Here is a 25,437-nt window from a genome sequence, read left to right on the forward strand (position 1 = left end):
CGGCGGACCACGGGGTCCGCCGGCGCCCGCCGGTCAGCCCTGGTCGGGCAGCCCCAGCGGGGAGCGCCGGCCGCTGTGGCCCAGCGCTTCGGCGACGGCGGCGACGACGTTCTTGCCGGCCGCACCGTTGGTGAGGGCGACGAAGCCGTCACCGCTGTGCAGGTTGCACAGGGACACCGCCTGGTAGCCGACCGGGGAGCCGGCGTGGCCGAACTGCACCTCGTCGTTCGTGCCGTCCACGACCGTGCCCAGGCCGTAGAAGCTGTCGCTGCTCGGGGACAGCATCAGGCGTGCCGTCTCACGCGACAGCAGGCTGAGCGGACGGCCCAGCGCGGAACGGCGGAGCTCCAGCGCGGCCTTGGCCAGGTCGGCAGCGGTCGTCCACAGACCGGCCGCGGCCTGGTCCGGGCGGACCAGCCAGCCGCCGTCGACCGGTCGGCCCTCCTCGTCGTGCCCGAGGGCCACCGGGCGGCCGTACCGCTCGGGAAACGCCTGGTCGAAGCTGGTCGCCCGCACGCCGATCGGTTCGAGCACAAGGTCCCGCATGGCTTCGTCGAACGGGCGGCCGGTGATGTCGGTCAGGAGCTGCTGGAGCACCGAGTAGTGGACGTTGGCCTTGCGGAACTCCTTGCCCGGGACGCCCTCGCGCCCGACCGGGGGTGTCGTCGCCGGTGCCCGGCCGTGCAGCAGGTCGAGCAGCGAAGGCACCGGACCTCCGGCGCGCGGGAAGCCCTTGCCGGGGGTCGGGGTGAGCCCCGACAGATGTCCCAGCAGGTGCCGGGCGGTCACCGGTGCCGCGTCGGCGTCTCCCGGTACCCGCCAGTCGACGAGGTACCGGTTGACGTCCGCGTCGAGGTCCAGTCGTCCCTCGTCCACGAGCCTGAGCACGCCGAGCGCGGTGATGTGCTTGCTCAGCGAGCCGACGTGGAAGACGGTCTCCTGGGTGACCGGGTCGGTGCCGTCCGCGGCCAGGGTGCCGAAGCTCTCGACGGCGACGAGTTCGCCGCCCTCGACGACGGCGACCACGGCGCCGGGGACCCGGTGCTGGGCCAGCGCGGCGGGCAGGCCGGACAGGGCCGCTCCGGCCGACGGCACGGTGGGCGCCGCCTGCTGTTCGGCGCTACCGGCCTCAGCCTCGGCCTCGGCGGCCGCGTCGACCAGGGCGGCCAGTTCCGCCAGGTCCCGCGCCTGGTAGTGCATGAACAGTGACAGCGGCAGTCCTTCCCGGCGGGCGGCCGCGATCACCTGGATGACCAGGATCGAGTGCCCGCCCAGCTCGAAGAAGCTGTCCGTCGAGCCGATGTGCTCCCTGCCGAGGACCTGGCTCCAGATCTCGGCGAGTCTGCGTTCGGTGGGCGTACCGGGTGCGACGTGCTGTGTGTCGTCGGTGCCGTCGTCCGGGGCGGGCAGGGCCTTGCGGTCGACCTTTCCGTTGGCGTTCAGCGGGACGGCGTCCAGTTCCATGAACGCCGACGGCACCATGTACTCCGGCAGCAACTCGGCCAGGTGGGCGGCCAGTTGGTCCGCAGGAGCGGTGCCTGGGCCGTCAGCGGGTACGACGTATCCGACCAGACGTGTTTCGTCGCCATCGGTGCGGGCGACGACCACGGCCTCGCCGACCAACGGGCAGCCCGCCAGTACGGCGGCGACCTCGGCCGGCTCGATCCGGTAGCCGCGGATCTTCACCTGGTCGTCCACGCGCCCGAGGAAATCGACCGCGCCCTCGGTGTTCCACCGCACCATGTCCCCGGTCCGGTACAGCCGTTCACCGGCGGCGCCGAACGGATCCGGCACAAAGCGCTCCGCCGTCAGCTCCGGCCGGCCCACATAGCCGCGGGCCACGCCGACGCCACCGACGTACAGTTCGCCCACGGCGCCCACCGGCACCGGCCGCATCCGCTCGTCCAGCACGTGGACGCGCATTCCCGGCAGCGGGTGGCCGATCGGCACCACCGCGTCCAGGTCCGCGCCGGCCGGCACTGGGTGGATCGTGGTACCGACGGACGCCTCGGTCGGCCCGTACTCGTTGATCAGCCGGCCCTCGCCCAGCCATCCGGCCCAGCGTGCGGCCAGGGTGCCCGCGAGCGCCTCACCGGCCACCACGACCACGCCCGCAAGGCCGGCGGCCTGCTCGGGTGTGACCTGATGCGACAGCACTTCCAGGTGACCTGGGGTCAGTTTCAGGAAGCTGAACGGCCCGTGGGCCAGCAGCCAGCCGCCCAGTTCGTCCAGTCCCGCGTCGGAGGGGAAGAGCGCGACGCGCTGTCCGGCGCACAGCGGTGCCCACAGGTTCGGCACGACCAGGTCGAACGCCACCGACGAGAACACCGCCCCGCCACCGGTGCCCCGGCCCGCCAGTTCCCGCACGGCCCAGCCCACGTGGTTGCCCAGGCCGCGATGCGAGACCATCACGCCCTTCGGACGGCCCGTGGACCCCGACGTGAACACCACGTACGCCACACCGTCGGCGTCGGCACGCCCCTCGGGCCGCGACGACGGCCGCCCCGCGATCGTGTCCGCGTCGGCGTCCACGTCGACGAGAGTGCCGTCGAAGCCGGCCACCGGGCCGCGGCCGACCAGGACCCGGGCTCCGGCGTCCGCCAGCATGCCGGCCACCCGCTGCCCCGGAAGCACCGGATCCAGCGGAACGTACCCGGCCCCGGCCTTCCACACGGCGAGCAGACCCACCATCAGGTCGGCGCCGCGCTCCAGCAGGACACCGACGACGGACCGGGAACCGACACCCAGTGCCCGCAGGTGATGCGCGAGCCGGTTCGCCCGCGCGTCCAGTTCCGCGTACGTCAGCGACACCTGACCGGCGACCACCGCCACCGCGTCGGGCACCCGGGCGGCCTGCTCCTCGAACATCTCCACCACCGGCCGCTCCACCACCGGCCCCGCGCCCACCGACCAGCCGCCGAGGGTCTCCGCCTCCTCCGCCGGCAGGTGGACGAGGCGGGCGTCGCCGTCCGGGTCGGCGGCCATCGCCTCCAGCACGGCCCGGTACATGCCGGCGAGCCGGGTGGCGTGCGCACGGCTCAGCGTGCGGGAGTCGGCCCGCAGGTTGATCCGGCCCGGTGCGGTCGACACCGAGAAGCCGAACTCGTTGGTGCTGTTCCCGGTGCTGGCGGAGGCGTCGATCATGCTGGTGTCGCTGCCGCTGAAGTCCTGGTAGCTGAAGTACACGTCGACGAGCCGGCTGCCGCCGCCCAACTCCTGCTGGAGGGCGGGCATCGGGAAGTTCCGGTGTTCCCACATGCCGAGTTCCTGCCGGAAGACGTTCCGCACCATCTCCTGCCAGGTCCGGGCCGTGCGGTCCACCGCGAACGGCAGGATGTTGAGGTACATGCCGTACACCCGCTCGGCGCCCACCGCCTCGGGCCGGACGTGCGCGACCAGGCCGGTGAAGAACTCCTGCTCGCGGGTGAGCTGGCCGAGCACCTTCAGATGCGCGGTGTGCAGCACGCTCTTCAGCGACACCCTCGCCGCTGTCGCGAGGAGCTGGAGCCGGTCCGTCAGATCGTCGAAGGCGACCTCCAGCTTGTACTTCTCCGGTTCGGCGTCCCCTGCGTCACCCCAGCCCTCGGGCATGGTGAACTTCTCACGCCCGACGACGACATCACGCCAGTAGTCCCGGTGCCGCTCCGACGCCAGAGCGGAGAGCTCGGCGGCGACGGTGTCGGCGAACCGTATGGCCGGGGCCGGCGGCCGCTCGGGCTCGCGGCCTTCGGCGTACGCGCGGTAGATCTCCAGCAGTTCGGTCAGCAGGCCGCTGAAGCTCCAGCCCTCCAGGATCACGTGGGACTGCGCGATGGTGAACTGCCAGCTCCCGTCGGCGCATTGGTGGATCGTGATGCGCACGAGGGGTGCGGCGGCGTGGTCGAGCGCCGTCGTGTTCTCGCTGTCGACGAACTCCCGCAGGGCACGGTCCTGTTCGTCCTGGGCCAGGGCGCTCAGGTCGAAGAACCGGACGGGCGTGGGCACGTCGGCGTGCACCAGCTGCATCGGCACCGAGAAACGGTCGAGCTCCAGGGAGGTGCGCAGCACGTCGTGCCTGCGCAGCAGTTCCGCGACCGCCGACCGCATGGCCTCCTCCACCACCGGCCGTCCGTCCCGGACCCGCAGGGACGTCACGAGGTGGTAGTTGAGCCGGTCACCCGCGCCGAGCATCTCGACCAGCATGCCGATCTGGTTCTGCATCATCGGGTAGGCGTCGGCCAGTCCGTCGGGCAGCAGTGCCCGGTCGGCGTCGCCGACCAGCGCGAACGGTGCGACCGCCGCCGAGGTGACGGGGCCGCCGTCGACCGCGCTTCCGGAGAGCCGCTCGCACAGCGCGCCGAGCGTCTGCGCCTCGAGCGTCTCGCGGACGGTGACGTCGTAACCGGCCTCCCGCAGGGCACCCACCAGCATCACGGCCCGGATGGAGTCGCCGCCCAGTTCGTAGAAGCCGTCGTCGACACCGACCCGCCGTACGCCCAGTGTCTCCTGCCAGATGGCGGCGACCCGTTCCTCCAGCGGGGTGCGGGGGGCGGTGTAGTCCCGCCCGGTGCTCACGGCCGAGGCGTCGGGCGCGGGCAGGGCACGACGGTCCAGCTTGCCGTTGACCGTCAGCGGGATCCGCTCGACGGTCACGAAGACCGCCGGGACCATGTACTCGGGCAGCTCCAGAGCCGTGAACGCCCGCAGGTCTGCCACGGCCGGCAGCTCACCCTCCGCGACAACGTAGGCGACCAGCCGCTCGTCGCGGACGATCACCACCGCTTCCCGGACCGCCGGGTGCGCCGCCAGCCTGGCGCTGATCTCGCCCGGTTCGATCCGGTAGCCGTGCAGCTTGACCTGGTCGTCGATGCGGCCGAGGAACTCAAGACTGCCGTCCTGTCGGCGGCGCGCCAGGTCGCCGGTGCGGTACAGGCGGGAGCCGGGCGGGCCGAACGGGTCCGGCACGAAGCGTTCCGCGGTCAGCTCGGGGCGGCCCAGGTAACCGCGCGCCACGCCGGGACCACCGATGTGCAGTTCGCCCGCGGTGCCCACCGGGACCAGCTCACCGAACCGGTCCAGCAGGTGGATGGTGGTGTCGCTGAGCGGACGCCCGATCGGGGCGACCGCGCCCGGGGCGACATCGCGCTGGGTGAGCCGGTGGTAGGTGCAGTAGACCGTGGCCTCCGTCGGCCCGTACATGTTGACCAGGGCCGTGCGGCCAAGACCCAGCCGTTCGACCCACGGGCGTACGTCGGCCACCTCCAGCTTCTCGCCGGCCAGCACCACCGCGCGCAGCGACAGCTGCTTGAGCCGCCTGTCGCCCGGCGCGGTCGCCGTGGCGAGAAGTGAGCGGAAGGCGGTCGGGGTCTGCGCCAGCACCGTGACCTCGCGCTCGACCAGCAGATCCAGGAACTCCTCCGGAGAACGCGTCACCTCACGCGGCACCACCACCAGGGTCCCGCCGTGCAGCAGCGCACCCCACATCTCGAACACCGACACATCAAAGGCGTACGAGTGGAACAGAGCCCACACGTCATGCTCGTCGAAGCCGTAGTGCTCCTGCATCGTGTCCAACAGGCGCACCACCTGCGCGTGCGCCAGCGTCACACCCTTCGGGCGGCCCGTCGAACCCGACGTGTAGATCACGTACACGACGTTCTCCGGCACCGTCAGCGCCACCGGGGCGGCCTGGGGGCGGGCCACGATAGCGTCCGCGTCCCTGTCCAGGACGACGAGTTCACCGTCGTACACGTCCTCCAGCACCGACACCAGACCGCCGGAGGTCACCACAGCCCTGGCACCCGCGTCCGCCAGCACGAACCCCAGACGATCCGCCGGGTTCGCCGGATCCAGCGGCAGATAGCCCGCCCCTGCCTTCAGCACACCCAGCAGCGTCGGCATCAGATCCGGGCCGCGCTCCAGGCACACCCCCACCAAAGACTCGGGACCCACACCCAACGACCGCAGATGATGGGCGAGTTGGTTGGCCCGCGCGTCCAGCTCCGCGTACGTCAGCGACACCTCACCGGCGACCACCGCCACCGCGTCCGGCGTCAGCGCGGCACGCTCCTCGAAGAGCTCGTGAACACACCGCTCCACCGGAGCGGTCTGCGCCGCCGACACCGCGCCGATCAAGGCCTCCCGCTCACCGGCGGGCAGGTACACCGCACGCGCGTCGCCGTCCAGGTCCGCGGCCATCGACTCCAGCACCGCCCGGTACATCCCCGCCAGCCGGTCGCCGTTGGCGCGGCTGATGGCGTGGCTGTGAGTGGCGAGCGTGAGGTGGTGCGTGCCGTGGCCGTGCACGGACAGCTCGAACTCGTTGGGCGCGTCGTTGATCCCGGTTCCGGTGTCGACGACGTCCGTGTCCACCTGGTGGAAGTCGACGTAGTTGAAGTAGGCGTCGATCAGACGGCGGCCGCCGCCCCACTGGCGCTGGATCTCGGGCATCGGGTAGCGCCGGTGCCGCCAGCCGGCCAGTTCCGTCGCGAGTACCTGGCGCACCGTCTCGCGCCAGGTCCGGGTTCCGCGGGAGAACGCGAACGGCAGCGTGTTGAGGTGCATGCCGAGTACCCGCTCGGCGCCCGGGGCCTCCGGACGGGTGTGGTAGACGACGCCGGTGTGGAAGGCGTCCTCCTCCGTGAGCTGGCTCAGCACCTTCAGGTGCGCCGCCAGCAGCACGCTCTTGACCGGGACCTGCGCCTCGGTGGCCAGGGCGCGCAGCCGGTCCGCGAGGTCGTCGACGGGGACGCGGACGCTGTACACCTCCAGCGGGCGGCTGGGGGCGTCGGCCCAGTCGTCCGGCAGGGTGAGCGGCCGGTGGTCGAGGGCGACCCGCTCCCAGTACGCGCGGTCCTCGGCCGAGGCCAGGGACTCCAGTTCACCGGCGACGCAGTCCGCGAAACGCACGGCGGGGGCCTGGTAGGGCTCCGGTGCGCGGCCGTCCCGCAGGAGCCGATAGCACTCCAGCAGTTCCGTCTGGAGCGAGTGGTGGCTCCAGCCCTCCAGGATGACGTGCGACTGGGTGAGCGTCAGCCACCACGCGTCGTCGCTCTCCAGGTGCGCGAAGACCCTCAGCAGCGGCGCCTCCGTCAGGTCGAACAGGGTGGCGCGTTCCTGTGCCGCATGGTCGACGAGCAGCTGCTCGCCGGCCTTGCGGTCGGTCGTCCCGCGCAGGTCCGCCCAGCCGACCGGAACCTCGGCCGTCGCGTGGACGATCTGCACCGGCACCGAGTAGCCCGACAGGTGCAGCGACGTCCGCAGCACCTCGTGCCGCTCCACCAGCAACGCCACGGCATCGCGCAGCGCCTCGGCGGAGAACGGGCCCTCGTCCCGGATCCGGACCATGGTGACGTTGTGGTAGTTGTTCCGGCCGTCGTCGGAGAGCAGTTCGGCGGCCATGCCCAGCTGCGCCCGGGTCAGCGGGTACGCGTCCACCGCGTCCTCCGGCAGCCGGGCCAGGTCCGCCTCGGGCAACAGTGTGAACGGCCGTACGGCGTCCTCGTCCACCGCCCGGCCGACGGCCGGGGTGCGGCCCGCCAGCAGCACGGCCATCCGTGCGACCGTGTGGTACTCGAAGACCTCCTGGACGCCGACCTCGAAGCCGGCCCCGCGCAGCGCGCCCGCCAGGGCGACGGCCCGGATGGAGTCACCGCCCATCTCGAAGAAGCCGTCCTCGACACCGATCCGTTCGAGGTCGAGCACCTCGCACCACACGGCGGCGACACGGGCCTCCAGCCAGGAGCGCGGCGCGACGTACTCACCGGCCGCGAAGGCGTCCAGGCCGGGTGCCGGAAGGGCACGCCGGTCGGCCTTGCCGTTGGCGCCCAGCGGCATGACGTCCAGCCGTACGTACGCCGACGGGAGCAGCGCCTCGGGCAGTTCGTGGGCGAGCCGGGCGCGCAGCTCGGCCGGGTCGGCCGACTGGCCCGGGGCCGGGACGACGTAGGCGACCAGGCGGGGCAGGCCCGCGCTGTCCTCGCGGACCACGACCACGGCGTTCGACACCTCGGGCAGCGCGCTCAGCGCGGCCTCCGTCTCACCGGGCTCGACGCGTGCGCCGCGGATCTTGACCTGGTCGTCGGTGCGGCCCAGGAACTCCACGGTGCCGTCGGCCCGCCACCGTGCCCGGTCGCCGGTCCGGTAGAGGCGGGCGCCCGCGGGTCCGAACGGGTCGGGCACGAAGGAGCGCGCGGTCAGGTCCGGCCGGTTCAGGTAGCCGAAGGCCAGCGCGACACCGCCGATGTACAGCTCGCCCGGGGTGCCGACCGGGACCGAGTGCATCCGGGAGTCGAGGATGTGGATCGTGACGTTCTGCATGGGCGCACCGAGCGGCACGCGCTGCAGTCCCTCCAGGCCCTCGGGTGTGCAGTGCCAGGCCGAGACGTCGACCGCGGCCTCACAGGGCCCGTACTGGTTGTGCAGTTCCGCCCACGGCAGGCGGGTGGTGAACTCCTTCGCGAGGGCGACGGAGAGGTCTTCGCCGCCGGACACGACGATCCGCAGGGAACCCAGTTCGGACAGGTCGTCGACGGCGAGGACGGCGGCCAGCATCGACGGCACGAAGTGCAGGTTCGTCACCCCGTACCGGGCGATCGCCGTACGCAGGTAGGCGGGGTCGCGGTGGCCGCCGGGCCGGGCCACGGCGATGCGGGCGCCGGCCATGAGCGGTCCGAAGATCTCGGCGAGCGACGGGTCGAACCCGATCGGGATCTTCTGGAGCACCACGTCGGCGGCGGTGAGCCGCAGGTAGGTGCGCTGCGTCCAGTCGAGCCGGTTGACCAGGCCCCGGTGGTCGCAGAGCACACCCTTGGGACGGCCGGTCGAGCCGGAGGTGTAGATGAGGTACGCGGCGTCGTCCGGGCCGGTGACGGGCTCCGGGTCGTGCGAGCCCTGCCCGCTCCAGCGGGCCTCGTCGTCGAGCAGCACCTCGGTGGCGCCGCTGCCCTCGACCAGCGGGAGCAGTTCGCGCCGGGTGACCAGGACGGCGGCCTTGGCGTCGCGGACCATGTGGGAGAGCCGGTCGGCCGGGTAGTCCGGGTCCAGCGGCACGTATACGCCGCCCGACTTGAACACCGCGAGGACAGTGGCGACCAGCTCCACGGACCGCTCGACGCAGACGCCGACGAGGGTGCCCGGGAGCACGCCCGTGCCCCGCAGGTGGTGGGCGAGCCGGTTGGCACGCGCGTTGAGCTCGGCGTAGGTGAGCTCCTCGTCCTCGTAGACCAGGGCCACGGCGTCGGGGGTGGCCGCGACCTGGCGCTCGAACAGTTCGTGCAGACAGGCGTCGACCTGCTCGGCGCCGGTGTCGTTCCAGGTCCCGAGAATCCGTTCCAGCTCCCCGGCGGGCAGCCGCGGCACAAGGGCGTCGCCCTCGTCGTCGGCGGCCATCGACTCCAGCACCGCCCGGTACATCGCGGCCAGCCGCTCCCCGTCGGCCCGGCCGAAGTGCTGGGTGCCGGTCTTCAGGACCAGGCCCTCGGCCGCCGTGGTCACGGCGAGCGAGAACTCCATCGAGCCGGCGCCAAGACCCGCATCCACGTCGATGACGTCGGTGTCGACGGCGCCCGTGAAGTTCAGGTAGTTGAACATCACGTCCAGCAGCCGTCGGCCGCCGGCGGCCTGGCGCTGGATCTCGGGCAGCGGGTGCCGCCGGTGCGGCCAGAGCTCGACCTCGCGGTCGAAGACCCGCTGGACCAGCTCGCGCCAGGTCCGCGCGCCGCGGTCCACAGCGAACGGAAGGGTGTTGAGGTACATGCCCGGCACCCGGTCGGCGCCCAGCGCCTCGGGGCGCGCGTCGCAGACCAGACCGGTGTGGAAGGCCTCCTCGTCGGTGAGCTGGCTCATCACCTTCAGATGCGCCGCCAGCAGCACGCTCTTCAGCGAGACCCTGGACCGGGTGGCGAAGGCACGCAGCGGCGCCTCCAGGTCCCGCAGCGGGACGACGACCGCGTAGTCCTCAGCCGGCTCGCCGGACAGGGCCGGCGCGGAAGGCAGCGACAGCGGCGTGTACTCCTCGACGACGTGCTGCCAGTAGGCGCGGTCCTCGGTGCCGGCCAGGGACTCCAGCTCGCCGGCCACGAAGTCGGCGAAGCGCACGCTCGGCACCTCGTACAGCTCCGGCTCCAGACCGTCGCGCAGCCGCCGGTAGCAGGAGACGACCTCCGTCAGCAGGGAGTGCTGGCTCCAGCCCTCGGTGATGGCGTGGGTCTGGGTGAAGGTCAGGCGCCAGCCGGCGTCGTCCTCCACGTGCACGGCGGCCCGCAGCAGCGGCGCGGCCGCCAGGTCGAAGACCGCCTCCCGCTCGGCCGCCACGAAGTCCCGCAGCACCTGCCGGCGCGCGTCCTCGTCCAGCTGCCGTACGTCGTGCACGGTCAGCGGGATGGCCGCCTCGGCGTGCACCAACTGCATCGGCACGGAGTAGGTGTGCATGTCGAACGACGTGCGCAGCACGTCGTGCCGCGCGGCGACCAGGTCTACGGCGGCCCGCAGGGCGTCGGCGTCGAAGGGCCGGTCGTCCCGGATCCGGAAGCCGCTGACGTTGTGGTAGTTGTTGCGGCTGTCGTCGACCAGCATCTCGACGACCATGCCGAGCTGCACCTGCGACAGCGGATAGGCGTCGACCACGCCCTCCGGGAGCTTCGCCCGGTCCTGCGTGCCGATCAGCGCGAACGGCTCCACACCACGATCCGCGTCCGACACCGCCGGCCGACCGGTGATCAACTCCGAAAGCCCGGCGACCGTACGGTGCTCCAGGACGTCCCGCACCGCCACGTCGAACCCGGCCGCACGCAACGCACCCACCAGCGCCACCGCCCGGATCGAGTCACCGCCCAGCTCGAAGAACCCGTCCTCGACACCGACCCGCTCGGCCCCCAGCACCTCCTGCCAGACAGCCGCCGTCCGCTCCTCGGTCGGCGTACGGGGCGCGATGTAGGTGTGACCGGTCTCCACGGCGGACGCGTCGGGCGCGGGCAGGGCACGACGGTCCAGCTTGCCGTTGACCGTCAGCGGGATCCGCTCGACGGTCACGAAGACCGCCGGGACCATGTACTCGGGCAGCTCCAGAGCCGTGAACGCCCGCAGGTCGGCCACGGCCGGCAGCTCACCCTCCGCGACAACGTAGGCGACCAGCCGCTCGTCGCGGACGATCACCACGGCGTCGCGGATCGCGGGGTGAGCGGCCAGGCGGGCACTGATCTCACCCGGCTCGATCCGGTACCCGCGCACCTTGACCTGGTCGTCGACCCGGCCGAGGAACTCAAGACTGCCGTCCTCCCGGCGGCGCGCCAGGTCGCCGGTGCCGTACAGGCGGGAGCCGGGCGGACCGAACGGGTCCGGCACGAAGCGCTCCGCCGTCAGCTCGGGGCGGCCCAGGTAGCCACGCGCCACGCCGGGACCACCGACGTGGAGCTCGCCAGGAGCACCCACAGGCACCAACTCGCCGAACCGGTCCAGCAGATGGAGGGTGGTGTCGCTGAGCGGACGCCCGATCGGGGCGACCGCACCCGGGGCGACATCGCGGGAGGTGAGCCGGTGGTAAGTGCAGTAGACCGTGGCCTCCGTCGGCCCGTACATGTTGACGAGACCCGGCCGCTCAAGGCCCAGCCGGTCCGTCCACGGACGCAGGTCACCGACTTCCAGCTTCTCCCCCGCGAAGATCACCGTACGGAGGCTCAGCCGCCCGATCCGCGGGTCGTCCTGGCTCGCCGCCGTCGCCAGTGAGCGGAAGGCGGTCGGGGTCTGCGCCAGCACCGTGACCTCGCGCTCGACCAGCAGATCCAGGAACTCCTCCGGCGACCGCGTCACCTCACGCGGCACCACCACCAGAGTCCCGCCATGCAGCAACGCACCCCACATCTCGAACACCGACACATCAAAGGCGTACGAGTGGAACAGAGCCCACACGTCATGCTCGTCGAAGCCGTAGTGCTCCTGCATCGTGTCCAGCAGCCGCACCACCTGCGCGTGCGCCAGCGTCACACCCTTCGGGCGGCCCGTCGAACCCGACGTGTAGATGACATACACCGTGTTGTCCGGCACCGTAAGCGACACCGGGGCCGACTCCGGACGCGACGCGACGAGATCGGCATCCCGGTCCAGGACAACCAACTCGCCGCCGTACACACCCTCCAGCACCGACACCAGGCCACCCGAGGTCACCACGGCCCTGGCACCCGCGTCCGCCAGCACGAACCCCAGACGATCCGCCGGGTTCGCCGGATCCAGCGGCAGATAACCCGCCCCCGCCTTCAGCACACCCAGCAGCGTCGGCATCAGATCCGGCCCACGCTCCAGACACACACCCACCAAAGACTCCGGGCCAACGCCCAACGACCGCAGATGATGGGCGAGTTGGTTGGCCCGCGCGTCCAGCTCCGCGTACGTCAGCGACACCTCACCCGCGACCAACGCCACCGCGTCCGGCGTCAGCGCGGCCCGCTCCTCGAAGAGCTCGTGAACACACCGCTCCACCGGAGCCGATGCCTTGACGGGCAGAGCGGACGCCGCCAGCAGCTCTCGGTCGGCGGCGGGCAAGTACACCGCGCGCGCGTCGCCGTCCAGGTCCGCGGCCATCGACTCCAGCACCGACCGGTACATGCCGACCAGCCGCTCGACGTTGGCCTGACTGATGACGTGGGAGTCCCCCCGTACGCCGAGCATGCCGCTGATCGCCGTCACGGCGAGGGAGAACTCGTTGGGGTTCTCCCCCATCTCCGCGCCCTCGTCCACCAGGTCACCGTCGACCTGGTGGAAGTCGAGGTAGTTGAAGAAGATGTCGACGAGGCGCTCGGTCGCTCCGACCTCACGCTGGATCGCCGGCATCGGGAAGTGCCGGTAGGACCAGTTGGCGATCTCACGCGCGAAGACCTGCTGGACCAGCTCGCGCCAGGTCCGGGCGGTGCGGTCGGCCGCGAACGGCAGGGTGTTGAGGTGCATGCCGAGCACCCGGTCGGCGCCCGGGGCCTCCGGACGGATGTGGTAGACGACGCCGGTGTGGAAGGCGTCCTCGTCGGTGAGCTGGCTCATCACCTTCACGTGCGCGGCCAGCAGCACGCTCTTCAGGGAGGCCTGGGCCGCCGAGGCGAGCGCGCGCAGTCCCGCTTCCAGGTCGTTCAGGCGGAACGCCGTGCCCACCGGCTCGGCGGGCACGGAGAGATCACCGTGCCAGCCGGACGGCAGGGAGAACTTGGTGTGCCCGGTGACCACCTCGCGCCAGTACGCGCGGTCCTCCTTCGACTCCAGCGCCCGCAGTTCCGCTGCGATGGCGTCGGCGAACCGTACGGGGGGCGCCCGGTGGGGCTCCGGCCGTGCACCGTCGCGCAGTCGGCCGTAGACCTCCAGCAACTCGCTGCACAGCGAGTTGATGCTCCAGCCCTCGAGGACGACGTGCGACTCCGTCAGACCGAGCCACCATGCCCCGTCGCTCTCCAGGTGCGCGGACACCCGCAGCAGCGGGGCCGCCGACAGGTCGAACACCGTGGCGCGCTCCGCGGCGACGAAGTCCCGCAGCGCACGCTCGCGCCTGTCGGCGTCGTCCACCGTGCGCAGGTCGCGCACCGTCACCGGAACCTCGGCGGCCCGGTGGACGACCTGCACCGGAACCGTGTACCGGTCCAGGTGGACGGAGGTGCGCAGCACCTCGTGCCGGTGTACGAGGATGCTCGCGGCCTCGCGCAGGGCGTCGGCGTCGAAGGGCCGGTCGTCGCGGATCCGGAAGAGGCTGACGTTGTGGTAGTTGTTCCGCCGGTCGTCGGCGAGTTGCTCGGCGATCATGCCGAGCTGCACCTGTGACAGCGGGTAGGCGTCGACCACGCCCTCCGGGAGCAGGGCCCTGTCCTCCTCGCCGATCAGCGCGAAGGGGGCGACGGACTGCTCCTCCAGCTCGGGAGCGGGCAGGCCGGTGATCAGTTCGCCGAGTCCGGCGACCGTACGGTGCTCGAAGACGTCCCGTACCGCCACGTCGAATCCGGCGGCACGCAACGCGCCCACCAGCGCCAGGACCCGGATCGAGTCACCGCCCAGCTCGAAGAACCCGTCCTCGACACCGACCCGCTCGACCCCCAGCACCTCCTGCCAGACGGCCGCCACCCGCTCCTCGGTCGGCGTACGCGGCGCGACGAACGCCGACTCGGCGAACGCCCCCTCACCCGGCTCGGGCAGGGCACGACGGTCCAGCTTGCCGTTGACCGTCAGCGGAATCCGCTCCAGCTCCACGAACGCCGCCGGCACCATGTACTCCGGCAACGCCTCGCCCACGAACGCCCGCAGCTCGGCGGTCGACGGCACTTCCCCGTCCGTGACCAGGTAGGCCACCAGCCGTTCGTCGCGGACGATGACCACGGCCTCGCGGATCGCGGGATGAGCGGCCAGCCGGGCACTGATCTCACCCGGCTCGATGCGATACCCGCGCACCTTCACCTGGTCATCGCTGCGGCCCAGGAACTCCAGACTCCCGTCCGCCCGCCGCCGCGCCAGATCACCACTGCGATACAGCCGCCCACCCGCAGGACCGAACGGATCGGGCACAAACCGCTCCGCCGTCAACTCCGGCCGGTTCAAATACCCCCGCGCCACCCCCGGGCCGCCCACATGAATCTCACCCGGCACCCCCACCGGCACCAACTCACCGAACCGGTCCAGCAGATACACCGACAGGTCACTGAGGGGATACCCGACGCGGTTGGCCGCCGACGGCTCGAAGTCCTCCCCGGTGACCTGGTAGTAGGTGGTGTGCACGGTGGTCTCGGTGATGCCGTACATGTTCGCCAGCACGGGCCGCTCAAAGCCCAGCCGGTCCGTCCACGGACGCAGGTCACCGACCTCCAGCTTCTCCCCCGCGAAGATCACCGCACGCAGGGCCAGCCGGCCGATCCGCGGATCACCCTGGCCCGCCGCCGCCACCAGCGACCGGAAGGCCGTCGGCGTCTGCGACAACACCGTGACCTTCCGCTCGACCAGCAGATCCAGGAACTCCTCCGGAGAACGCGTCACCTCACGCGGCACCACCACCAGAGTCCCGCCATGGAACAACGCACCCCACATCTCGAACACCGAGACGTCAAAGGCATACGAGTGGAACATCGTCCACACGTCATCCGCACCGTAGGCATAGTGCTCACGCGCACTCTCCAGCAGCCGCACCACCTGCGTATGCGCCAGCGTCACACCCTTCGGACGACCCGTCGAACCCGACGTATAGATCACATACACCGTGTTATCCGGCACCGAGAGCGACACCGGGGCCGACTCCGGACGCGACGCGACGACCTCCGCATCCCGGTCCAGGACCACCAGTTGGCCGTCGTACACGTCCTCCAGGACCGGCATCAGAGCGCTGGAGGTCACCACGACCCGGGCCCCCGCGTCCGCAAGCACGAAACCGAACCGGTCCGCCGGGTTCGCCGGATCCAGCGGCAGATAACCCGCCCCCGCCTTCAGCACACCCAACAGCGTCGGCATCAAGTCCGGCCCGCGCTCCAGACACACACCCACCAACGACTCCGGACCGACACCCAACAACCGCAGATGATGGGCAAGTTGATTCGCCCGCCCGTCCAGCTCCGCATACGTCAGCGAGACGTCACCCGTGACCACCGCCACCGCATCCGGCGTCAGCGCAGCCTGCTCCTCGAACACCTCATGCACACACCGCTCCACCGGAGCCGATGCCTTGACGGGCAGAGCGGACGCCGCCAGCAGCTCTCGGTCGTCGCCGGGCAGGTACACCGCCTGTGCGTCGCCGTCCGCGTCGGCGGCCATGGCTTCCAGGACGGCGCGGTACATGCCCACCAGCCGCTCGGCGTTGGCGCGGCTGAGCATGCGGGGGTCGGCGGTCAGGATGACGTGACCGGCACGCGTTGAGACCGTCAGCGGGAACTCGGTGGGGCTGTCGTCCAGGCCGGCCCGGTCGTCCACGACGGTGGCGTCCATCTGCCGGAAGTCCTGGTAGTTGAACATGACGTCCAGCAGCCGTCGGCCGCCGGCCGCGTCCCGCTGGATCTCCGGCATGGGGAAGCGCCGGTGCGGCCAGAGCTCGACCTCGCGGGAGAAGACCCGCTGGACCAGCTCGCGCCAGGTCCGCGCGCCGCGGTCCAAGGCGAACGGAAGGGTGTTGAGGTACATGCCGAGCACCCGGTCGGCGCCGAGAACCTCGGGGCGCGCGTCGCAGACGACGCCGGTGTGAAAGGCGTCCTCGTCGGTGAGCTGGCTCATCACCTTCAGGTGGGCCGCCAGCATCACGCTCTTCAGCGATGTCTTCGAGTTTGTCGCCAGCTTGCGCAGGTCGCGCTCCAGGTCCTCCCACGAGGTCCCGGCCTGGAACAGCTCGTACGGTCCGTCCTGCTGCTCACCCCAGCCGGTGGGCAGGGAGAACGGGGCGTGCCGGTCGACGATGCCCTGCCAGTAGGCGCGGTCCTCCGCCGAGGCCAGGGACTCCAGCTCGCCGGCCACGAAGTCGGCGAAGCGCACGTTCGGGGCGTCGTACGGCTCCGGCTCCAGACCGTCCCGCAGCTGCCGGTACAGGGCCAGGATCTCCATCAGGAGGGAGTGGTGGCTCCAGCCCTCCAGGACCGGATGGCATTCGGTGACCGAGATCCACCAGCAGTCGCCGTCGGTGACGTGCGCGAAGAAGCGCATCAGGGAGGGCGTACCGAGATCGAACAGGGTGGCGCGCTCGCGAACGGTGAAGTCGCGGAGCTCCTGCTCCACCGACTCCGGGGTGAGCCCGCGGAGGTCCTGTGTGCCGAGCGGGAGTTCGGCGGTGGCGTGGACCAGCTGGAGGGGCATCGAGTAGGCGTTGAGGTCGATCGAGGTGCGCAGTGCCTCGTGCCGCTCGACCACCAGCCGGCCCGCGGCCTCCAGGGCCGCGAAGGAGAACGGCTGGTCGTCCAGGACGCGGAACGTGCTGACGTTGTGGTAGTTGTTGCGGCTGTCGTCGACCAGCATCTCGACGACCATGCCGAGCTGCACCTGCGACAACGGGTAGGCGTCCACCACGCCCTCCGGGAGCTTCGCCCGGTCGGCGTCGCCGACCAGCGAGAACGGCTCCACACCGCGGTCCGCGTCCGAAACCGCCGGCCGACCGGTGATCAACTCCGAAAGCCCGGCGACCGTACGGTGCTCGAACACGTCCCGTACCGCCACGTCGAACCCGGCGGCACGCAACGCGCCCACCAGCGCCACGGCCCGGATCGAGTCACCGCCCAGCTCGAAGAACCCGTCCTCGACACCGACCCGCTCGACCCCCAGCACCTCCTGCCAGACGGCCGCCACCCGCTCCTCGGTCGGCGTACGCGGCGCGACGAACGCCGACTCGGCGAACGCACCCTCACCCGGCTCGGGCAGGGCACGACGGTCCAGCTTGCCGTTGACCGTCAGCGGAATGCGCTCCAGCTCCACGAACGCCGCCGGCACCATGTACTCCGGCAACGCCTCGCCCACGAACGCCCGCAGCTCGGCGGTCGACGGCACTTCCCCGTCCGTGACCAGGTAGGCCACCAGCCGCTCGTCCCGTACGACCACCACGGCCTCGCGCACAACCGCGTGCTCCGACAGCCGGGCGCTGATCTCACCCGGCTCGATGCGATAGCCGCGCACCTTCACCTGGTCATCGCTGCGGCCCAGGAACTCCAGACTCCCGTCCGCCCGCCGCCGCGCCAGATCACCACTGCGATACAGACGCCCACCCGCAGGACCGAACGGATCGGGCACAAACCGCTCCGCCGTCAACTCCGGCCGGTTCAGATACCCCCGCGCCACCCCCGGACCACCCACATGAATCTCACCCGGCACCCCCACCGGCACCAACTCACCGAACCGGTCCAGCAGATACACCGACAGGTCACTGAGGGGATACCCGACGCGGTTGGCCGCCGACGGCTGGAAGTCCTCCCCGGCGACCTGGTAGTAGGTGGTGTGCACGGTGGTCTCGGTGATGCCGTACATGTTCGCCAGCACGGGCCGCTCAAAGCCCAGCCGGTCCGTCCACGGACGCAGGTCACCGACCTCCAGCTTCTCCCCCGCGAAGATCACCGCACGCAGGGCCAGCCGGTCGATCCGCGGATCACCCTGGCCCGCCGCCGCCACCAGCGACCGGAAGGCCGTCGGCGTCTGCGACAACACCGTGACCTTCCGCTCGACCAGCAGATCCAGGAACTCCTCCGGCGAGCGCGTCACCTCACGCGGCACCACCACCAGAGTCCCGCCATGGAACAACGCACCCCACATCTCGAACACCGAGACGTCAAAGGCATACGAGTGGAACATCGTCCACACGTCATCCGCACCGTAGGCGTAATGCTCACGCGCACTCTCCAGCAGCCGCACCACCTGCGTATGCGCCAGCGTCACACCCTTCGGACGACCCGTCGAACCCGACGTATAGATCACATACACGACGTTGTCCGGCACGGCGAGCGGCGCCGGTGCGGACTCCGGACGAGACGCGACGACCTCCGCATCCCGGTCCAGGACCACCAATTGGCCGTCGTACACATCCTCCAGGACCGGCATCAGAGCGCTGGAGGTCACCACGACCCGGGCCCCCGCGTCCGCAAGCACGAAACCGAACCGGTCCGCCGGGTTCGCCGGATCCAACGGCAGATAACCCGCCCCCGCCTTCAGCACACCCAACAGCGTCGGCATCAGATCCGGCCCACGCTCCAGACACACACCCACCAACGACTCCGGACCGACACCCAACGACCGCAGATGATGGGCAAGCTGGTTCGCCCGCACGTCCAATTCCGCGTACGTCAGCGACACCTCACCCGCGACCACCGCCACCGCATCGGGCGTCAGCGCAGCCTGCCGCTCGAACACCTCATGCACACACCGCTCCACCGGAGCCGGTGGGACATGGCCGTCGAGGGCTCCGCTGACGATGGCGCGCTCGGCGCTGTCGAGCATGTCCAGCCGGAAAACCGGGGTGGACGGAGCCGCGACGGCGCTCTGCAGGAGCTGGAGGAAGTGGCGGGCCGTGCGCCGGGCGGTCTCCGGGTCGAACAGGGCGCTCGCGTACTCGATGCGCCCGTGGAACGAGCCGTCGGTCGCCTCCTCGACCTGGAGGGTCAGGTCGCACTTGGCCACGGGGACGCCGCCGGAGAACGGTTCGATACGCAGACCCGGCAGGTCGACGGCGTCGAGCCGGGACTCGTGCATGGTGAACGCGACCTGGTACAGCGGGGTGCGCGACAGGTCGCGTTCCGGCTGGAGTTCGTCCACGAGCCGGGCGAACGGCACCTCCTGGTGGTCGAAGGCGTCCAGCACGGTACGACGGGTCCGGTCGAGCAGCTCGGTGAAGGCGGGGTCGGCGTTCTCGTCCCAGTGTCCGCGCAGGACCAGGCTGTTGATGCCGTAGCCGATGAGCGACTGGAGCTCGGGCCGGGCCCGGCCGGTGACGACCGTACCCACGGAGATGTCGCTCTGGCCGGTGCTGCGGGCGATGACCGCCTGGAACGCGGCCATCATGACCGTGAAGGGGGTCGTCTCGTGCGCGGCGGCGAGTCGGCGCACCGACTCCGGCAGTCCCGCGGGGAAGTCGAAGAGCACCTCGGCGCCGGTGTGGTCGCGCACGGCGGGGCGCGGCCGGTCCGTCGGCAGTTCGGTGGGGGCTGCGTCCTCCAGCACCTGGCGCCAGTGGGCGAGCTGCCGCCGCAGGGAGTCGCCGGTCAGCTGCTCCCGCTGCCAGGCCGCGTAGTCGCCGTACTGCACCGGCAGCGGCTCCAGCGGTGACGGCCTGCCCTGGGTGAACGCGCCGTACAGAGTGCTGAGTTCGGTCAGGAGGATGCGGGTGGACCAGGCGTCGCAGGCGATGTGGTGGAAGACCAGGCACAGGACGTGGTCGTCGTCGGCGAGGCGCAACAGCCTGGCCCGCAGCGGCCAGTCGGTCTCGAGGTCGAACGGGGCCGAGGTCTGCGCCGCGACCAGTTCGGTGAGCCGGCGCTCGCGCTCGGCGGAGGACTCGCCTGGTACCTGTTCCCGCGGTAGGACGGCGGCGGACTCGGCGGGCGGGTCGACGACCTGGACCGGCTGCCCGTCCTGCGTCATCTCGTAGCGGGTGCGCAGGATCTCGTGCCGTGCGCTGATCTCGCCGAGGGCACGCTCCAGCGCCCCGGCGTCGAGGGTGCCCCGCAGACGCACCACGAGGGGAATCAGGTACTCGGTGCTGTCCGGGTCGAGGCGCTGGAGGAACCACATCTGCTGCTGTCCGGAGGACAGTGGCAGCGGCGCGGTCCGCTCGGCCCTGGGGATCGCCGAGCGGCGGCCGCCCGACCGCCGGCCGGCCAGCCGTCGGCGCAGCAGCTCCTCACGGGCAGATCCGGCGGCGGAAGGAACGGCGTTGGACTCGGGGCCCCCGGTGCTCATCAGTTCTGCTCCTTCAGCAGCGTCGAGTCCGCCACGTCGAGGTCGGACATCATGTCGATTTCGTTTCTGATGCAGGTCTCGACCGACTCGGCGAGCGCGGCGACGGTCGGGCCCTCGAACAGGGCGCGGACCGGGAGGTCGATCTCGTACTCGGCGCGGAGTGCGGCGATCAGGCGGATGGCGAGGATGGAGTTGCCGCCGACGGCGAAGAAGCTGTCGTGCACGCCGAACCCGGACTCGCCGAGGACCTCCTGCCACAGCTCGGCGATCCGCTCTTCGACGTCGTTGCGCGGCGCGACCCGTTCGGGGTCGTCGGTGCCGTCGGCCGGGGCGGGCAGGGCCTTGCGGTCGACCTTGCCGTTGGCGTTCAGCGGGACGGCGTCCAGTTCGACGAAGGCCGAGGGCACCATGTACTCCGGCAGCGCCTGTGCGAGATGGGCCGCCAGCTCCTCCGCCGGTGCCGTGCCCGCGCCGGCCGCGGGAACCACGTACCCGACCAGGCGTGGCTCGCCGTGCTCGGCGCGGGCCACGACCACGGCCTCGCGCACCAGCGGGCATGCCGCCAGCACCGCGCTCACCTCGGCGGGCTCCACCCGGTACCCGCGGATCTTCACCTGGTCGTCCACCCGTCCCAGGAACTCCACGGCTCCGGTCGCGTTCCAGCGCACCATGTCCCCGGTCCGGTACAGCCTGTCGCCCGCGGCACCGAACGGATCGGGCACGAACCGCTCCGCCGTCAGCTCCGGCCGGCCCACATATCCGCGGGCCACACCGGCCCCGCCGACGTACAGCTCGCCCACGGCGCCCACCGGAACCGGCCGCATCCGCTCGTCCAGCACATGCACCCGCATCCCGGGCAGGGGGCGCCCGATCGGCACCACCGCGTCCACGTCCGCGTCGAGCGGCACCGGGTGGATCGTGGTGCCGACGGATGCCTCGGTCGGCCCGTACTCATTGATCAGCCGGCCCTCACCCAGCCACCCCGCCCAACGAGCGGCCGGCGAACCCGGCAGCGCCTCACCGGCCACCACGACCACACCCGCCAGAGCGGCCGCCTGCTCCGGCGTGACCTGGTGCGACAGCACCTCCAGATGCCCGGGAGTCAGCTTCAGGAAACTGAACGGCCCCTGCCCCACCAGCCAGCCGCCCAGCTCGTCCAGCTCCGCATCCGGCGGGAACAGCGCCACCCGCTGACCGGCACACAACGGCGCCCACACATTCGGCACCACCAGGTCGAACGCGATGGAGGAGAACACCGCCCCGCCACCGTCCCCGCACGACGCAAGCTCACGCACCGCCCAGCCCACGTGGTTGCCCAGACCTCGGTGCGAGACCACCACACCCTTGGGACGGCCCGTGGAGCCGGAGGTGAAGACGACGTACGCCACGTGGTCGACGTCGATCCGGCCCTCGGGCCGCGACGACGGACGTTCGGCGATCGCCGTCGCGTCGGCGTCCACGTCGACGAGAGCGCCGTCGAAGCCGGCCACCGGGCCACGGCCGACCAGGACCTGGGCTCCGGCGTCCGCCAGCATGCCGGCCACCCGCTGCCCCGGCAGCACCGGATCCAGCGGTACGTACCCGGCCCCGGCCTTCCACACCGCCAACAGCGCCGTCATCAGCTCGACGCCCCGCTCCAGCAGCACACCGACGACGGACTCCGAACCGGCACCCAGGGCCCGCAGGTGATGAGCCAGCCGGTTCGCCCGCGCGTCCAGTTCCGCATACGTCAGCGAGACGTCACCACAGACCACCGCCACCGCGTCCGGCAGCCGGGCGGCCTGCTCCTCGAACATCTCCACCACCGGCCGCTCCACCACCGGCCCCGCGCCCACCGACCACTCAGCGAGCAGTCCGCTCTCGCGGGCCGGGACGACGGGCAGATCGGCGAGCCTGGTGTCGGGGCCGGCCGCCACCGCCCGCAGCAGGTGCGGGAACTGGTCGGCCAGGCGCTCCATCGTGCCGTGCTCGAACAGCGCGGTGGCGTACTCGAAGACACCGTCCATGCTTCCGTCGGCGCCCCTGCGCATCAGCAGCGTGAGATCGGTATGGGCGAGCCGCCAGGCGTCCACGACGGTGTCGTTGTCCTCCAGGCTGGTGGCGCGGCCGGTGAACTCCTGGTCGTGCAGGTCGAAGGCGACCTGGTACAGCGGCGTCCGGGACAGGTCGCGCTCGGGGGCCAGGGCCTCGACCAGGAGGTCGAACGGCAGATCGTGATGGGCGAAGGCGTCCCGGCAGGTGTCACGGACGCGGTCCAGTGCCTCGACGAAGGTGAGGTCGGCGTCGAGCCCGCAGCGCAGCACCACGTTGTTGAGGAAGAAGCCGACGACGTCCTCGAGTTCGGGGCGGTCGCGTCCCGCGACGGGTGTGCCGACCGGCAGGTCCCACTGGGCGGTGTGCCGGGCCAGCAGCGTGGCGTAGGCGGTCAGCAGGGTCATGAAAGGGGTGGCGCCACGGCTTCGCCCGAGGTCGGTGAGGGCCGTCACGACCGGGGCCGGGACGGTGAAGGCCGCCGCCGAGCCCCGACCGTCGCGGGCCGCGGGCCGGGGCCGGTCGGTGGGCAGCGCCACCGGGGTGGAGCCGTCCAGCACGGCGCGCCAGTGGGCGAGTTCGCGCTCGATCGCGTCGTCGGTCAGGCGGGCGCGCTGCCAGTCGGCGTAGTCGGCGTACTGCACGCCGAGGGGCGGCAGGAGCGGCTCCCGGCCGGTGACGGCGGCGGTGATCAGTTCGTGGAAGTCCCGCTGGAGGACCTGCGTCGACCAGCCGTCGCTGCAGATGTGGTGCACGGCCAGCAGCAGGACACGCTGCCGGTCGTCGAGGGTGCGCACGAGCGTGGCCCGCAACAGCGGCCCGCGTTCCAGGTCGAACCCGTCGCCGAGGGCGGTGCCGAGCAGGCCGGCGAGCCCCTCCCGGGTGGTCTCCGTCTCGCGGAGCGCCACGGGTGCTGGGGTGTCGATGCGCTGGCGGGGTTCGCCGTCCTCGGTGACGTACCGGGTGCGCAGCGACTCGTGCCGCGCCACGAGGGCGTCCAGGGCTGTGCGTACGACGCCGGTGTCCGCTTCCGGCGGGACCGGCAGGAACACGCCGGCCACCCACTCGGCGCTGTTCGGGTTCATCCGGTCCAGTGCCCACAGGCGGCGCTGGCCCGAGGAGACCGGCAGCGTTCCGCCGCGCGGGACGGGCGGGATGGTGTCGGGGGCTGCCGGGTCCGCGGCGGGGGTGTCCGTGTGCGGAGCGATCAGCAGGGCCTGGGCCTCGACGGTGGTGGCCGTGAGCAGGCCGCGCAGCGGGATGTCCCGTTTGGCCGCCGCGCGCAGCTGGTTGGCGAGCCGGGTGAGCTGGAGGGAGGAGCCGCCGAGCTGGAAGAAGTCGTCGTGGACGCCCACGTCCTCGGTCTTCAGCAGGTGCTCCCACACGCCCGCGACGAGCTTCTCGGCGTCGGTGCGGGGAGCGGTGCGGGCCGGTCCGGCGTCCAGGCCCCGGGCGGCGAGCGCGGCACGGTCGACCTTGCCGTGGGCGGTGAGCGGGAATTCGCCGGCGTCCATGAAGGCGGCCGGTACGTGGCTCTCGGGCAGCCGGTCGCGCAGGAAGTCCCGCAGCTCGCCCAGGGCTTCGGAGGTGTGCAGCAGCAGGTGGGCGGCGAGCCGGACGGCCCCGTCCTCCCCGGTGGTGACGGGGACGACGACGGCGGCCCGGACGCCGGGGTGGGTGACGAGCGCCGCCTCGATCTCGCCGGGTTCGATGCGGACACCGTTCACCTTGGTCTGGTCGTCGAACCGGCCGAGGTACTCCAGGTAGCCGTTCGGGTTCCAGCGGACCCGGTCGCCGGTGCGGTAGAGCCGGGCGCCACCGGTCCTGCCGTACGGGTCGGGTACGAACCGGTCGGCGGTCAGGTCCGGCCGGCCCAGGTAGCCCCGGGCGACACCGACTCCGCCGACGTGGAGTTCGCCGGGCGCGCCGATGGCGGCGGGGGTGCCGGCCGCGTCGAGCACCAGCACACGCATGCCGGGGATGGGGCGGCCGATGGGCACAGGGCCGGTCGTCGTCGCCGGGTCGAAGCGGTGCGCGGTGACGTCGATGGCGCACTCGGTGGGGCCGTACGTGTTCCAGATCGTCAGGCCGGGGCGGCGGGCCAGGATGCGCTGGGCCAGTTCGGCGTGCAGGGGCTCGCCGGCCGAGAACAGCAGCCGCAGCGCGGTGCAGTCCGCCCAGGCGGGCTCCTCGGCGAGCGCCTGGAGGACCGAGGGGACGACCTGGAGGACGCTCACCTCGTGCTCGGCCACCGCCCGCAGCAGGGCCGCGGGGTCGCGTTCGGCGCCGGGCGGGGCGAGCACCACCGTGCCGCCGCCGATGAGCGGGGCGAAGATCTCCCAGCAGGAGGCGTCGAAGGTGACGGCCGTCTTCTGCAGCACCCGGTCGCGGGCGCCGAGGCCATGGGTGTCGACCGCCCAGCGGACCCGGTTGGCGATGCCTTCGTGAGTGATGACCACACCCTTGGGCCGCCCGGTGGAGCCGGAGGTGTAGATCGCGTACGCGGCCTGGGCCGGGTGCACCTCCAGGGCCGGCGGCCGGTCGGCCGACCGGTCCGCGAGCTGCCGTGCGGTGTCGGCGGAGCCGAGGACCAGGGGGCGGACGCCGACGCGTTCGGCGGTGGGCGCTGTCGCCTCGTCGGTCAGGACGAGATCGCCTCCCAGGTCCTCCAGCAGCCATTCCAGCCTCGCGCTCGGCTGGGCCGGGTCCATCGGCGCGTACGCCGCGCCCGCCTTCCACACGCCCAGGACGGCGGTCACCAGGTCCAGGCTCCGGCCCAGGCAGATGCCGACCCTGGAGTCCGCGACGACCCCGTGGTCACGCAGGAGGTGGGCAAGCCGGTTGGCCCGCGCCTCCAGTTCCGCGTAGGTGAGGGCCTGCGACCCGTCGGTGACGGCGATCGCGTCCGGCGTCCGAGCCGCCTGGTTCGCGACGAGTTCGTGGACGGTGATGGCCTCGTCGAGCGAGCCGTGCCGTGCCGACTCGGACTTCATGGGTACTCCTGGGTGGTCAGCGGTGGATGGGGTGCGGCGCGGCCGCGCACGACGCGCCGACGGACGG

2 protein-coding genes are annotated in these 25,437 nt (G+C 71.8%); both read right to left on the bottom strand.

Going from position 1 to position 25,437, the window contains the following annotated elements; genetic code table 11:
• Window positions 1–33 precede the first annotated feature (33 nt).
• Window positions 34–20,346 carry a non-ribosomal peptide synthetase gene (locus G5C60_RS09975; RefSeq protein WP_165257014.1) on the bottom strand — a complete coding sequence of 6,771 codons (20,313 nt, stop codon included), beginning with the start codon at window positions 20,344–20,346 and terminating at the stop codon, window positions 34–36.
• Window positions 20,346–25,370 (bottom strand): non-ribosomal peptide synthetase, encoded by a 5,025-nt coding sequence (locus G5C60_RS09980; protein WP_165257018.1) that lies wholly within the window; start codon window positions 25,368–25,370, stop codon window positions 20,346–20,348. Before G5C60_RS09980 ends, G5C60_RS09975 begins: the two co-directional genes overlap by 1 nt.
• Window positions 25,371–25,437: the final 67 nt, after the last annotated feature.

Source organism: Streptomyces scabichelini, from assembly GCF_011045015.1.
In the GTDB taxonomy this organism is placed as follows: Bacteria; Actinomycetota; Actinomycetes; order Streptomycetales; family Streptomycetaceae; genus Streptomyces; species Streptomyces scabichelini.